Below are 14,269 nucleotides of genomic sequence, written 5' to 3'. Positions count from 1 at the left end.
GCCGGGGGGCACGCGAGTGCTCGCTGAGGCCGAGACATCGAACAAATAATTTCGATATCCGCGTTGACAGGGCAGGCCTTGGTGAGTCCGTTCTAATTGCGGCGATGCCGGAAAGAGGCGGCTCCCTCACGACGTTGTCGCGTTCAATCGCCCAGCACGAAGGCATCGGGGATCTCGTAGCGCTCCTTGCCCAGCCTCACGATGGTGGTGTCGCCAACGCGCTGGGCGACCGGCGTCAAGGCCGCCGAGCCGTCGGCTTGGTTCGCGTTGACCGTCAGGAACTTGCCCTGCTTGTCGAAGAAGATAGTGCGCTGCCCGCCATTGGGGAAATTCACGTCCACCGCGCTGCCCAACTCGGCGTTGCGCTTTACGCCTGCATCGCACAGGCCGGCGGGCGCTCCGCGCAGGCCTTCGCAGCGAATCTGAGCCGTGGCGTTGTAGCCGGTGCCCGCCACCAGGGCATCGCCCTGGCCGTCGCCGTCACCGGCTCGCGCCGCGGCCGCCGTGTTCGGCACGGAAACCAGCGCCACACCGTCGATGGGTCCCAGTTGCCTGCCCGCCAGTTTCGCCGCGTCGGTCTTATCGAGACAGCCCACCAAGCGCGCGCTGTCGTCGAGCAAGTCGACGGTGGCGGCGCTCTCGCCGATCACGCGGCACGGGTCGCCCGGATTGGGAAAGCCGTTGCCGACGACCTTCAGGCTCGCGGGCCAGGCCGCGGCTGCGCCCGGCGCAGAGGGGGCTGCATAGGTCACAGCCGATGAAGGAGCGCCCACCGTGGAACAGCCGCCCAGCAGCACGGCCGTGGTCATGGCAAGGACGCTGGCGAAAGCGTGGGTGGTTCGCATGGGACGATCTCCTTGTTTGGTTCGGCAGCCTATCCTAAGCGGATCGATCTGTCGCGCCTTTTGGGACGCTAAGGCGCGTTCTTCGGCGTGGGTGCGAACAGCGGCCGCAATTCGTCCAGGGTCTGGTCCAGCAGCACGGACTTGGCGAACATGTCCAGGCGGATGATGGCGTTGACCGCCGCGTCTTTGGGACAGGCCATGCGCAGCCGTTTGGCGATGCCGACATTCACCGCGTGCAGAGCCTCGTAGCGTCGCATCATGCCGGTCAAGCGCCAGTCGGGTTGAACCCCGGATTCGCTGTCCTGCCGGAAATACTGGGTTAGCAGGTAGGCGGCGGCGGCGCGAAACGTGGTCTCCTCCTCGGTGGCGAAGGGCTGGTGGAACCAGGCGAGCGGTTTCAGGAAGGCCGTGTGCGGGCAGCCGCTGGTGGCAGAGATCAGGCCCATGATCGAACTGGCGGCGGCTTGCGCTGAAGTCGCGGCCGTAACGGTGCGCTCGCCGCTTTGCATGGCGACGGTGACGCGGTCGTAGGAAAGCAGCGAGCCAAGCAGGTCGACCAGGGGTTCCAGCCGCGCTGCCAGCGGGCACAGGGGCGTGGTCGTCGGATTCAATGGACAATGGGGGCAGCGGTGGGTGTCCAACGCGGTCCATTCCCGCGCCACCGGAGCCGGAAGGCGGCAGTCGAGGCTGTCGCCATCGAGTTCGATGGCAAGTTCGGCTTGCTGGCCGTCAGGCAGTATCAGCCGGTAAGCGAAGCGTCGATTCATGGGGCTTCTATGCCTTGATCACTCGGTGCGGCGAGTAAAACTAAACTGGCGGAGGTTCCAGGGCCGCAGTCTACCGCCAGGTGGGCATGCACGACAGTCCGCGCTCGGGGCGAGGCAGCAGGAATAAGCGGCCCACTGAACCCCTGTTTTCCCTTAGACTGTCAGCGAAGGCGTCCCGTTGCGGCGGCGCGTCGCGGTTCGGGATTTGTCGGGAGGAGATTCATGGCGGAAACCAGCACATTGGAGGATAGGGTCGCGGTTCTCGTGGATTGCGACAATACATCCCCGGATATTCTCGAGTATGCGCTTCGAGTGGTGGCGCAGTTCGGCCGGGTGGTGGTCCGGCGCGGCTATGGCAATCATTCCACCCTTGCCAACAAATGGCAGGAGGCACTGGTCCGCCTGGCCTTCACGCCGTGCCTGCAATATCAGTACGCCTCGGGTAAGAATACCTCGGACATCGCCTTGGCCCTGGATGCGCTGGAGGACCTGTTCGATGAGCGCGCCGACACGTATTGCCTGGTCACCAGCGACTCGGACTTTGCCTATCTCTGCCGGAAGCTCAGGGAGCGCGGCGCCATGGTCTGCATAGTGGGCGAGGAGAAGACGCCGGATGCCTTGCGCAATGCCAGCGATCAGTTTTTCGAGTACCAGCCGTCCGAGTCCGAAGCGGTCAAGAAGCAGACTCAGGCGTCCGCGAAGAAGCGGCCAAAATCCGTTACGGCAGCGGTTTCCTTGCTGGCCGCCGATTCGTCCGAGGGTTGGGTTGGCTTGGGCGAGCTGGGCCAATATATGAAGCGTAGCGATCCGGGCTTTTCACCGAAGAGGTACGGCCATTCCGGACTCCTGGAGATGGTCCAGACCTACCCTGATCTCGCCATTCGCAGCGATGGCGGCGGGCATTGGGTGCAGCCCAAGTCGAAGGGGTCATGAAAGCCGGCCGTGCCTGGAGCCGGGATTCAATACCCCGTCGCGGTTGCCGCGGTTTCTCCCAGGGCGGCGAGGACCTGATTTCGGGTTGTGCGGGCGAGTGTGTCGCGGTGCTGTCCGGCGGGCAGGACGGGGCAGAAGTGGACCTCGACATCGATGTTCTGGAGCTTCAGCACGTCGATCAAATGGGGCAGAAAGGCGTCGTCGTCCACGAAAGGCGCCACCGTGGCCGCTTCATTTCGATAGCGCAGCGCCACCGCCTGAACTGGAACCTGGGCCCGTTGCGCGGGCTGCAGGAGTTTCGCGTGGAAACGCAGCACGCGCTCCCCGCGCGTGGTGGTGCCTTCGGGAAACAACATCACGCGCCTGCCCTGGCGTAACTGCCAGGCCATCTGCTCACAGGCCGCCGCCGTGTGTTCGGCATCGCCACGCCGGATGAACAGGGTGCCCGTCCGTTTTGCCAGATACCCCAGCACCGGCCAGGCCGCCACTTCCAGCTTGGCAACGAAGGCCAGCGGCAGCAGCGAGCCCAGTACGATGATATCCAGCCAGGAAATGTGGTTGGCGACCTTGAGCCCCGGCAGGTCCGACGGGGAGCCATGCGAGGTGATGCGGACGCCGAGGACGCGGCACACGGCGTGGCACCAGTGCTGGCGGATGCGGTCATTGATCTGCGCGCCGCGCGGACTGACGCGCCGGGAAATGGGCATCACCACGGTCACTGCCACAAGGCCCCATACGAACAGTAGCGCTACCAGGGCTGCCTTGAGGACTCGGCGGCGGTTCAGCATCGGGAATGTTCGGAATAGGTGGCTGCCGTTTTCGTGGCGATGAAACGTCTTTCGTAGCGGTCCTGAAGCCGCGTCAGATCCAGCAGGATGAATACGTCCATGACGTTGAAGTCCTCGTCCCAGTAAGGCTCGCCCAGGACCCAGCAGCCCAGCCGCAGGTAGGCCTGCAGCAGGGGCGGGATTCCGCTTTCGTCCGTGACGCAGCGCCGCCAGGCCGGCACCGGCTTCAGCGGGCGAACGTCGAATTCGGCTGGCCCGAACTGGTTCGGCTCGATCTGACGGTAGACGGCGTCGACCGCGAATCCGCTCGGCCCCGGCGAAATGCTGGCGCATCCCATCAGATAGTTGAAGTTGCCCTTGTACACATACTCCGCCAATCCGTTCCACAAGGTGCCCAGCACCAGGCTACCGCGGTGGTCGGGGTCCACGCAGGTGCGGCCGATCTCCAGGAACCGCCCGGGAAGAGCCAGCACCTTGTCCAACTGGAACTCGCCCTCCGAGTAGAATGTCCCGAGCCTTGCGGCTTGCGTATCGCTGAGGAGCCGGGTGCAGGCCACGACCTTTCCGCTGCTGCTGTCGCGCACCAGGAGATGATCGCAGTAGTCGTCGATGTGCTCGTAATCCAGGCCGTCGGCCAGGGAGTGGAGGCGCGCCCCCATTTCTCCGGCAAACACGCGGTAGCGCAGGGCCTGGCTTTCACGGATTTCGTCCGGTCCTTGCGCGAGTTCGGCGACGTAGCGGCGTGAGCGCAAGGGAGTCGGATCGAGGCTGGATACGGACATGCGAGCTCCATTCAGGTTAAGGACTCGCAGCAGCTTAAGGCGCTTACGTGATCAGACTGTTACCGGTCGGTGACGACTTGGTTACAAACACTGGGTGACTGACTGAGCCAGGTATTGACGCGGTCGGCGACCCAGTCGGGATCATCCAGCGGCAGGTCGTGCCCGGCCCAGGGGTGGCAGGCCAGCGGCGCGTGCCAGGCGTTGGCGATGGCTGCGGAACAGGCGGGGCTGACCATTTGGTCGGCATGGGACGAAAGCAGCAGCACAGGTGCCAGGGGCGGTGACGGCGGCGCTTGGTAGGTCGCGGCGGCCCACAATTGGCGCATCAAGTTGATCCGGCGCATGGGGCGCAGGCGGAAGGCGCTGGCAAAGGCCAGAGCCAGCGCCGAGTCCTGGGACCGCTCTCGGCTGGTCAGTTGCAGGATCCGCTGTTCCCGGAGGACGGGATCGTGGGTCAAAACGATGCGGGCCAGTTCCGGCCAGGCGCGCCACTGCAGCCGCTGATGAATTGGGTTGATGCCTCTGAGGCTGGTATTGATCAGCACTGCGCCGGCGATTTCCTCCGGGTAGCGTGACATCCACTCGACCGCCACCATGGCACCGAGGGAAATGGCGAGCAGGTAGCGTGGTGCCTCGACGGACGACCCGCCCGTGGCGGGAAGCGCCGACAGGCTGCTGTGCCGGATAAGCTCCATCATGCTGGTGATAGAACTCGGCGACCGACTGGCGAAATGGCGGCCGTTGCCGGGCAGATCGGCCAAGAATATCCGGCTCTCCCTCACTTTTGCCGTGAAGGTTTCGGGGAAGTCGGCCCAGTGTGCGCTTTCCCTGGCCAGTCCGCGCAGGAATACCCAGTCCCGGTGCATCTCAATTTCCGCCATACCAGAGTTCGAGGCCTTGCTGCCGCAGTCGCTCGCGTTCAAGTGGCTCGAGATCACACCAGGGCGAGGGCGAGCGAATCGCGCGGTGCATGAGATCGAACAGGAACAGGTGCCGCCGCAGCGTCCTTCGCACTCGGTGGGGCATGCGCGGATTGAAGTAGCCGAGGGCCGAGAAGGCCTGTATCCAGTTCTTCTTGACCCACAGCCAGGACCCCATTTCGAGTGTGAAGGGCAGGTAATGACCTTCGGGCCTCTCTGCCCGATACGCGTCGTAGAGATAGTCCCACAGGTCACCATGCGCCAGGTAATGCCGCGACTGCGGCTCGACCTGGTAGACATGGTTGGGAAAGGAACGGTCCAGCAGATGTTTGAGCGCGAGGATTTCCGGCAGGTCGGGAACAGGCGCGCGGGTTCTGGCGTAGGGAAACCACAGCCGGTCGACCTGACCGTATCCGGAATGCACGTCCACGCTGATCGCCGTCTCGGCAGGGAAGATCTCCCTGCGGACGAAGTCACAGAGGGCGCGTGCCTCTTCCTCCATCGGCGCGCCTTCCTTTCCCTGGTACCAGGGGAGAAGAGGGGAAATACGCTGGCCGCCGAACAGGTGCCAGGCGGCCAGTCCCTCGGCGCGCACCGGCGCGTTGCGCATGAGATCGACGCGATTGCCGTTGGCGCGCAATTGGTGAAACATGCCAACGGGATTGACCAAAGGCATCACCACGAGGCGGGTCGATTTGAGCATCTCCTGGGTGACCTGGTCCCAGCGATCCAGTTCGACCAGGGTGCGCAGATAGGCCAGCACAACCCGCGTGCCGATACGTTCCAATCCGTGGACGCCGGCAAACAGCCCGATGACCGGAAGCGAGGGGTCCTTCGGGCCGAAGCGAAAGGCGATCAGTGGAAAGGTCTCGCGGCCGTCCCGCAGTTCGGTGAGCACTTCGATGTTGAACCAGGGCCGGGAGGCTTGTGCGATATGCTCAGCGACGATCAGGAGTTCCGCCATCTCGGGCAAGTGGCGCCGCACCGGACGGCTCAGACTGAGAGGGAGTGAATCGCTCACCGCTTCGTTCTAATTGTAAGGAAGGTGGGGGGCCGCAAACGGTTCGGTTAAATGCTTGGAGCATTCACCCTGTGGAAATGCAAGCTGTTTAATCCTGTCCGGTTTCAGGCTAAGCGCCGATTCTGCTGATCAAGAGAGCGCCGATGCTTCGCCTTCGCCTGGGGTCAAATAGGCAAGGGTCCCATCCCCACATGTCGATTTGATGACAGGCCTGAGGGAATATCTTCATGCCCGGGGAGCAGAACCGCTCCGCCCGGATTCGGCGGAAACGGTCTGCCCGGCCTAGGATCGCAAACCGCGGCCGTTTCTTATCGGTGGCTTTCAAACCGAGTTGAACGGCCTCCGGCGCACTTCCTGGAACGGGACGCAGGACTGCCGGCGCCGAACACCTGACCGCGCGCGCTGACGCCGGTATCGGCGAAGTCGGTGAACAGGCCGTCCACGCCCAGTTCGAAGTAATAGGCCATCTCCGCCTCGGGGTCCTTGAAGCCATAGCCGCTGGAGTCGTTGCGGAACGTCCAGGTATGGACCAGCAAACCCTTGCGATGCGCCAGTTCGATAACGCCGGTGCTTCCATCGACGCGGCGGTCATTGATGCTCAGGACTCCGTCGCCGTCACGGTCTACGCCGTCATCGACCGTCCTGACCAGGTAGGGTTTCCAGGGGCCGATGCCATCAGCGTAGCTCTTGACGAAGTCCAGGCCTTTCTCCGTGACCAGGTCGGCGAAGTTGCGCGGATCGCCGGAAACCACAAAGTCATAGGGCTGACGGTAGGGCGCCACCAGAGACACAGAACCATCGGGCTTCACATCGTCCGCATCCACCAACTGTACCAGCTTGATTCGCGTACGCTTGCTCAAATAGCGTAGGTTGGAGACCTCGAAGGACTGGATGAAGACCGGCGCGCATGCGCTGTTGCCATAGGCGGCATGCAGCGTCTTGAGCAGCTTGTCCTCGAAGACATGCTGGCCGAAAAGTCCGGCGTGAAACGTGGAATGCTTGATCTCCGGATAGATGCCGATGACCCGGCCGGTCTCCCGACTCTTGTCTTTTGCCAGGGCGATGACCTCGTCCAGCGTTGGTATTTCAAACTGTCCGTCGTAGGCCGTGTTGCCCGGACGCAGATCCGGGATGCGTTCCTTTGAGCGCAGTGTCTTGATTTCGGCCAGGGTAAAGTCGCTAGCGAACCAGTCCGTGTATGCCACGCCGTCCACTTTCCGGGTGGTCTTGCGGGAGGCGAACTCGGGATGATCCGCCACGTCCGTGGTGCCGCCGATCATGGGTTCGTGACGGGCCAGCAAGTGGCCGTCCTTGGTCAGTACCAGGTCGGGTTCGATGAAGTCCGCGCCCATTTCGATGGCCAGTTCATAACCGGCCAGGGTATGTTCGGGTCTGTAGCCCGCCGCGCCGCGGTGTCCGATCACAATGGGGGGCGCGTCCGATTCGTGTCTCTGCATGTCGGCGCAGGCGGGATTGGCGAGTACAGCAAGCAGTATACCCGCCAGCGGGATGTGCTTCGTATAAGCAGTCATAGGTGTCCTTGTTGTGTTTGGAATTGGGGCTCAGCAATCGGGTGAGGGCCGGCCCGGCAGGCCAGCCCTCCCTGCCACTTATTCCGGCAGCAGCGTCTTGCTGAAAACAGAGGTTCCGAACAGGTCCTTGAGATCGACGGTCAGGCTGCCGTTCCTGCCATCGATGTTGACCTCACCGAAGAACTGAAGGCCCGCCGAAGGCGGCAGGTTCACCTGACCCGCGGGCGGGGCCTTGTAGAACACGACTTGCGGGCCAAAGGTGCCATCGGTGGTATTCGGGCCGAAGGATCCGGCGTTGAGAGGACCGGTGACGAACTCCCAGAACGGCAGGAAGTCTTTCGTGGCGGCTTTCTGGGGATCATAGTAGTGCGCCGCGGCATAGTGGACGTCGGCTGTCAGCCAGACGATATTCTTGATGCGCTGCTTCTTGATGAAGCTGAGCAGGCGTGCGATTTCCAGTTCGCGCCCCAAGGCCGGACCGCCGTCGCCATTGGCGACCGCTTCCCAGCGCGCGTTACCCTGGGCATCGGTGCCATCGCCGATATTGAGGCCGATGGGCATGTCCGCCGCGACCACCTTCCACTTGGCTTCGGATTTTTTCAAACCCTCCTCAAGCCACTCCAGTTGTGACTTGCCCAGGAACGCGGTGTCCGGGCCTTCCTGCGCCTGCAGGTTGGCGGTATTGGGACCACGGTAATTGCGCATGTCCAGCACAAACACGTCGAGCAGCGGACCGTAGGACAACTGGCGATAGATACGCCGGTATTCTTCGGCGCCGTAAGGTCGCATGGGCGCAAACTCATGGAAAGCTTCCTCGGCCCGCGCGACCAGGGTGGGAATATTCTTTTCGCTGTAGCGCGTGTCGTTTGCCAGATCCTTGGAATCGGACCAGTTGTTCACCACTTCATGATCGTCCCATTGCCAGATCTGCGGCACTTCCGCGTTGAAGGCGCGGACATTGTCATCCAGCAGGTTGTACTTGTAGCGGCCGCGGAATTCCGCCAGGGTCTCGGCGACCTTGGAAACTTCGTCCGTAACGATGTTCTTCCAGATCACCTGTCCGTTGGCGTCCTTAACTTCCGGCAATATGGGACCGTCGGAATAGACGTTGTCGCCGCTGTGGATGAAGAATTGCGGTTGCTCCTGGCGCATGGTTTCGTAGATCTTCATGCCACCGAATTCGGGATTAATGCCCCAGCCCTGGCCTGCGGTGTCCCCGCCCCACACAAAGCGGATATCGTCCCGCTTTCCGATGGTATGAAAGCGGCCTTCCACGAGTTCACTTTTGTTGCGGGCGTTGGTGAGGTCCTCGAACCAGACGCGAACATAAATATCCCTTCCCTCCGGCAGGCCGACGAGGTCCTGGCGCGCGGTGAAGTCGGTGCCTTCCAGGGCATTAGGTCCTCGGATGACCTTTGAATTCCTGAAGTCGGACCGGTAGGCGTATTCCACAAAAAGCGTCGCGGGGCGGTCGCTCCGGCTCCAGATGACAGCGCGGCCCGGCGCCAGATCGCCAATCTGGATGCCCTGTTCCAACTGCGGAGCATTGACTGCTGCCATGGCACAGCCGCTCGCGGTGGCGAGTAACACAGAGGCCATCGCAGCGACGAGCAGGTTTTGACTCGATTTTTTGAACTTAGGATTTGAATGGGGGAAATTCACGGCCAGCCTCCTTTGGTTTATGCAGGCGGCAGCACCTTAGTAGGCTGGCAGGTCAGCCCCGTGGCAATCCGGTTAAAGTTCAGTGACAGAGAGGGATCTGCCCCGAGCACGAGGCTATGTTCTGAACGTCAAGCGCCTGTCACGAGCCACGCTTAGCATGGTCGGCGGATTGCGCAATCCCCCGCGCAATCGTGCCCTACGACGTTTGGAGTCCAGCCCAAGCAATGTGCCTTGTCAGCATAGTGGGCAGGTCAAGGTCGAGCATCTTGCCCCGCTGAAACAGCGCGTTGCAGGGTATGCGTCACCTGACTGTAACGGTCCTGTCACATAGTCTTGGTACTCTGCAATCCTAGAAGGCGTTTGTCCCGCTCATAGTCAGGGTGCTTCCGGTCGAGGCGGCACACTCTCAATTTTTTCCTGGACTGCAAGGACCGTGGATGCGAGCCGCTTAAGGCGCGCCCGGGTCTGCTGCCGTCTCGTTGCTTGCGAGGACAACTTTTTCCAGGCCGTTTTTCACCGCCCAACTCACGCGCATCAGGTCATGAACAGCCTTATTCAGCTCAAAACGGGAGTACAGTCCAAGGGCAGGGATCGCGCGCATTGGCTTGAAGTTCCTGTGAGTGAGGCTCACGAGCGAAGGCCCGACCGCACCGGCCCGACCTTGGGGCAGTGGTCATGCTCCCGTCCGCGCGTTTCCTGTCGTGGCGTCGAGGTTCACTACGGGAGCAAGCTGGCGCTCCAAGAGGTCTTTCTCGATATCGGCCACGAGGAGGTCATCGCCTTGATCGGGCCTTCCGGTTGTGGAAAGTCCACTTTCCTGCGCTGCCTTAACCGGATGAACGATGCCGTCGCCGGCTGCCGAGTCAGCGGCAGGATAGAGATCGATGGGCAGGACATCTTTGACCCCCAGCTTGATCCGGTGCGTCTGCGCAGAAAGGTCGGGATGGTCTTCCAAAAGCCCAATCCGTTTCCCAAGAGCATCTATGAGAACATCGCCTATGGCCCGCGTATACACGGTCTCTGCTCGGGTAAGGACGCAGAGCGGGCGATCGTGGAAAACGCCTTGCACAAGGCCGGGCTCTGGAACGAGGTCAAGGATTATCTGGATCATCCGGGAACCAGCTTGTCGGGGGGGCAGCAGCAGCGCCTCTGCATTGCGCGCACCATAGCGGTGAACCCGGAAGTCATCCTGATGGACGAGCCTTGCTCCGCGCTGGATCCGGTGGCTACCGCCAAGATCGAGCAATTGATTGATGAACTGCGCAACCAGTTCACCATCGTCATCGTGACCCACTCCATGCAGCAGGCGGCCCGTGTGTCGCAGCGTACCGCCTATTTCCATCTGGGCAGGCTGGTGGAGGTGGGTGATACCGCGCAGATGTTTACCAATCCTCGCCATCCCTTAACCAACGACTACATCAGCGGCCGTTTCGGCTGAGGTCTGGAGATCGTCTCATGTCTGAGTTCCCGACCGAAGGTCATACCTACCGCCGTTATGACGGCGAGCTCAATCACCTGCATTTCCTGGTGCTGGAAATGGGCGGTTTGGTGCTGGCGCAGGTGCGGGATGCTCTGGCCGCGTTCAGAACCCGCGATGTCTTGCAGGCGCAAAGGGTTGTGACCAAGGATGGTGCCGTGGACCGGCTCGAGGTCGAGGCGGATGATGAGATAGCCAAGCTCATCGCCCGGCATAGTCCAGTGGGCAATGATCTGCGGATGGTGATTGCGGTGTCCAAGAGCGTCAGCGATCTGGAGCGGATCGGTGACGAGGCGGTGCGTATCGCCGGCTTGGTGATCCAGTTGTTCGGACACGAGAGCGGTGATCCCAACGGACAATTGGTCCGCGACGTGGACCGCATCGGAGGGCTGGCTCTGAGCAGCCTGCAATGCGCCGTCGAAGTCTTCGACATATGGGATGAGCGCAAGGCGCTTTCGGTGATCGAGAAACACCGGGAACTGGACCTGGAGTTCCAGTCGGAACTGCGGCGCCTGCTCACCTATGTCATGGAAGATGCCCGGCTCATTGGCTTTGCCATCAATGTGGTGCTCGCCATCAAGTCACTGGAACGCATCGGTCATCACGCGCAGAATCTTGCCGAATACGTTGTATTTCAAGTGATGGGTAAAGATATCCGACACGTCCAGGGCAAACCTGGCCATGACGAATAGCCGTTCTGGCACCCGTGTCCTGATCATGTCCGCCAGCGCAGGATCGGGTCACATTCGGGCCGCCGAGGCGCTGGAAAAGACTTTTGCCGCGGACGACGGGGTTGCCGAGGTCGTGAATAACGATGCCCTCCAGTACACCAACCGGCTGTTTCGGGACTTCTATTCCAAGTTCTACCAGTCCCTGGTGGCGTCGGCGCCGAACTTTCTCGGTTGGTGGTACAAGGCCAGCGACGAGCCCTGGCGTACCGACGCCATGCGGCACATGATCGATCGCCTGAATACCAAACCGCTGGTCCGATTCATCCGGGCGTTCGACCCGCATATCATCGTCTGCACCCATTTCATGCCGGCGGGCATCATCTCCCATCTGATCGCCACGGGACGCCTCCAGGCACACCTTTCCATCGTGGTGACGGATTTCGACTTTCACGCCATGTGGCTGTCGCGGGCATTCCACCGCTATTTCGTGGCCATCGACGAAACCAGGGCGCATCTGGAAATGCTGGGCCTGCCGGGCAACCGGATCACCGTCTCCGGGATTCCCATCGACCCGTTGTTCCAACAACCGGTTGACCGGTTGGCTGAGCGGGGACAGCTGGGCCTTGATTCCGAACGACCGGTGCTGCTGCTGTCGGCGGGCGCGCTGGGAACGGGGCCGACCGAGTTCATGGTGGAGCGTCTTGCGAGCCTTCGCAACGATGCGCAGACCATCGTCGTATGCGGCCGTAACGAGGCCTTGCGGGAGCGGATACAAAGGCGGGTGGGCGGGGATAATCCCAGGTTCCGGGTCTTGGGTTATTCCAACGCCATGCACAGCTTGATGGATGCAGCTGACCTTTTCATCGGCAAGCCGGGCGGACTCACCGCCGCCGAAGCGCTGGCCCGGGGGCTGCCCCTGTGCATCGTCAATCCGATTCCAGGCCAGGAGGAGCGCAACAGCGACCATTTGCTGGAAGAGGGCGTCGCTGTGAAATGCAATGACCTTACAGTCTTGGGTTTCAAAATAGAGCAACTGCTTGCCAACCCGCAGCGGCTCGCGTCGATGCGGGCCAACGCCTTGCGCTACGCGCGGCCGGAGGCCGCCCGGGTGGTGGTTGATACGCTGCTCGAGGACCGGATGCCGCCTTTGTCGTTCAATCGCAAGCAGCGCGCCGCCATTGCCGAGGCCGCCTTGATCGAATGAGCGAGGAGCCCGGATCGGGCACCCCTTTGCCGTTCTTATGGGGAGTCGCGACCTCAGCATATCAGACTGAAGGCGGCTACAATGGGCCCGGCCAGCCGCAGACCAACTGGGCGCACGCGGAGCGGGCAGGGCGCGTGGCCCTGACCGGCAGGTCTGCCGATTTCTGGAACCGCTATCCGGAGGACTTCGAGACCTGCGGGACGCTCGGCCTATCGGCATTTCGCTTAGGCATCGAGTGGAGCCGCATACAGCCGACCTTTCAGGATGCCGAAGGTCCGCCGCCCGATTTCGACTATGCGGCGCTGGACCACTATGCGGAAATGCTCGCGGTCTGCCGACGGTCTGGCATGGAGCCGGTGCTCAGCCTGCACCATTTCGTGCATCCGGCCTGGCTGGGCGCGGATGTCTGGCTGAAGCCGGAAACGGTTGAACACTTCGAGCGGTACGTGAGCACCTCGGTGCGCTACCTGAACAGCAAACTGGCCAGCCTGAATCAGGCCCCGGTCCGCCTTTACCTCACCGTCAACGAACCCAATATGTTGGCGCTGAACACCCATCTGGGACGCCAGTTTCCCGGTGCCGAGAGCTTCGGCCTCAAGGCTGTCTCCCAAAGCCTGAGTCACTTGCTGCGTGCCCACGTCCTGGCCTATCGGGCCATCCACGCGCTTTACCGCGAGCAGTGCTGGCACCGGCCCTGGGTGAGTTGCAATCTTTACTGCAGCGACATTTACTGGCTGGATAAACTTCTGCTCGATCTCCTGCTGGCCCGTGAGCGCGGGATCTCGCCTTCGATTGCGCAGCACTATGCCCTCGACCGCTTTCGCGGCTTTGAGGCGGCTTTGGCCGAAGCCGGGCTGCCTTACGACAAGGATCTGGCATTTCGCCTGGGATCCGTGCTCAGGCTGGCTGTTCAGCAGGCCGGGCGCTTCGCATTCCATGCGACTGAATTCGATCCATTCTGGGAAACGTTGTTCGAAGGTCCCGATCCTTGCGTTATCGATTATGTGGCAATCGATTATTACGATCCGTTTACGGCGCATGCGCTCAGGGCCCCATCACTCCTGGATCACGATGCTCCCGACCCCAGCCGTCTGAGCCTCTTATGGGGCAGCTTTACCAGCAAATGGTGGGACTGGCGCAGTGTTACCGGTGGTTTGGGCTTTTTCTGTTCGTTTTACGCTAACGAGTATGCGCGCCCCGTGCTGATTGCCGAGAATGGCATGGCCCTGCACCGGCGAACCGACAATGCCTCCATTCCGCGGCGCGACAAGCTGACACGCAGCGCCTTTCTGCAACGCCATATGGCCGAGGTGGCGGAACTTCGACGCAGGGCAATCCCCTTGCTGGGCTATCTGCACTGGTCGCTGTTCGATAACTATGAATGGGGAACCTTTACACCGCGCTTCGGGCTGTTCAGCCTTGATTACGGGCGGGGAACCGCGCGCCTTCACAAAGACCATCAGGGCGACAGCCCCAGTGTCACCTACCGCAGGCTGATACGCTCGGTCGAAGAATGGCTGCCCGAAGCCCGGCGGGTGTCTTATTGAAGGCGCATGGTGTTTAAAGGAATCGGAATCGGCAAGCAGCTTCGTCGAACTGAAACATTGGCAGGCTAGCTTTGTACCCGGCGCGCAGCGGATTGCTGCGGGTGCTGTGTCCCAGCGCCC

The 14,269-nt window shown here is 61.9% G+C and carries 14 protein-coding genes; 5 read left to right on the top strand and 9 right to left on the bottom strand.

Annotated features, from left to right (window positions below; translation table 11 throughout):
- Positions 1–143: 143 nt before the first annotated feature.
- Both EK23_RS13775 and EK23_RS13770 read right to left on the bottom strand, forming a co-directional pair.
- A complete protein-coding gene (locus EK23_RS13775) occupies positions 144–845 on the bottom strand; it encodes a hypothetical protein (protein WP_052808175.1) in 702 nt (233 codons plus the stop codon).
- 68 nt (positions 846–913) lie between these two features.
- Complete coding sequence (locus tag EK23_RS13770; protein WP_045225969.1) at positions 914–1,612, bottom strand: DUF6901 family protein; 699 nt, start codon at positions 1,610–1,612, stop codon at positions 914–916.
- 222 nt (positions 1,613–1,834) lie between these two features.
- Between EK23_RS13770 and EK23_RS13765 the strand changes: the two genes are divergently transcribed.
- Complete coding sequence (locus EK23_RS13765; RefSeq protein WP_045225968.1) at positions 1,835–2,545, top strand: NYN domain-containing protein; 711 nt, start codon at positions 1,835–1,837, stop codon at positions 2,543–2,545.
- Positions 2,546–2,571: 26 nt separating this feature from the next.
- Here the strand turns inward: EK23_RS13765 and EK23_RS13760 are convergent, their stop codons facing one another.
- The 7 genes from EK23_RS13760 to EK23_RS23845 all read right to left on the bottom strand — a co-directional run bounded on the left by EK23_RS13760 (position 2,572) and on the right by EK23_RS23845 (position 9,851).
- The gene (locus tag EK23_RS13760; RefSeq protein WP_045225967.1) at positions 2,572–3,333 is read right to left on the bottom strand and encodes a lysophospholipid acyltransferase family protein; all 762 of its coding nucleotides are present in this window, start codon (positions 3,331–3,333) and stop codon (positions 2,572–2,574) included.
- A complete protein-coding gene (locus EK23_RS13755; protein WP_045225966.1) occupies positions 3,327–4,115 on the bottom strand; it encodes a GNAT family N-acetyltransferase in 789 nt (262 codons plus the stop codon). The genes EK23_RS13760 and EK23_RS13755 overlap by 7 nt, the downstream gene beginning before the upstream one ends.
- A gap of 59 nt (positions 4,116–4,174) precedes the next feature.
- Positions 4,175–4,981 (bottom strand): alpha/beta fold hydrolase, encoded by an 807-nt coding sequence (locus EK23_RS13750; protein ID WP_158002506.1) that lies wholly within the window; start codon positions 4,979–4,981, stop codon positions 4,175–4,177.
- 1 nt (position 4,982) lies between these two features.
- A complete protein-coding gene (locus EK23_RS13745) occupies positions 4,983–6,056 on the bottom strand; it encodes a M14 family zinc carboxypeptidase (RefSeq protein ID WP_045225964.1) in 1,074 nt (357 codons plus the stop codon).
- 308 nt (positions 6,057–6,364) lie between these two features.
- Complete coding sequence (locus EK23_RS13740) at positions 6,365–7,588, bottom strand: glycerophosphodiester phosphodiesterase (RefSeq protein ID WP_082054190.1); 1,224 nt, start codon at positions 7,586–7,588, stop codon at positions 6,365–6,367.
- Between the two features lie 78 nt (positions 7,589–7,666).
- The gene (locus EK23_RS13735; RefSeq protein ID WP_235282066.1) at positions 7,667–9,148 is read right to left on the bottom strand and encodes an alkaline phosphatase D family protein; all 1,482 of its coding nucleotides are present in this window, start codon (positions 9,146–9,148) and stop codon (positions 7,667–7,669) included.
- A 550-nt stretch (positions 9,149–9,698) separates the two neighbouring features.
- Positions 9,699–9,851 (bottom strand): hypothetical protein, encoded by a 153-nt coding sequence (locus EK23_RS23845; protein ID WP_162196156.1) that lies wholly within the window; start codon positions 9,849–9,851, stop codon positions 9,699–9,701.
- A 15-nt stretch (positions 9,852–9,866) separates the two neighbouring features.
- Between EK23_RS23845 and pstB the strand changes: the two genes are divergently transcribed.
- From pstB to EK23_RS13715, 4 genes are read left to right on the top strand one after another with little or no spacing between them, the layout of a single operon-like run.
- Positions 9,867–10,688: a phosphate ABC transporter ATP-binding protein PstB gene (pstB, locus tag EK23_RS13730; protein WP_045225962.1), complete on the top strand. Its 822-nt coding sequence runs from the start codon at positions 9,867–9,869 to the stop codon at positions 10,686–10,688.
- Between the two features lie 17 nt (positions 10,689–10,705).
- The gene (gene phoU, locus EK23_RS13725; RefSeq protein ID WP_045225961.1) at positions 10,706–11,419 is read left to right on the top strand and encodes a phosphate signaling complex protein PhoU; all 714 of its coding nucleotides are present in this window, start codon (positions 10,706–10,708) and stop codon (positions 11,417–11,419) included.
- Complete coding sequence (locus EK23_RS13720) at positions 11,409–12,602, top strand: MGDG synthase family glycosyltransferase (RefSeq protein WP_045225960.1); 1,194 nt, start codon at positions 11,409–11,411, stop codon at positions 12,600–12,602. Before phoU ends, EK23_RS13720 begins: the two co-directional genes overlap by 11 nt.
- Positions 12,599–14,149, top strand: a complete 1,551-nt coding sequence (locus tag EK23_RS13715) for a family 1 glycosylhydrolase (protein WP_045225959.1) — start codon at positions 12,599–12,601, stop codon at positions 14,147–14,149. Before EK23_RS13720 ends, EK23_RS13715 begins: the two co-directional genes overlap by 4 nt.
- The last annotated feature ends 120 nt before the right edge of the window (positions 14,150–14,269 follow it).

This window comes from Methyloterricola oryzae (assembly GCF_000934725.1).
GTDB classification, from domain to species: Bacteria; Pseudomonadota; Gammaproteobacteria; order Methylococcales; family Methylococcaceae; genus Methyloterricola; species Methyloterricola oryzae.
Note: the sequence above shows the minus strand (reverse complement) of the source record. Positions and strands in the feature narration are given on the sequence as shown.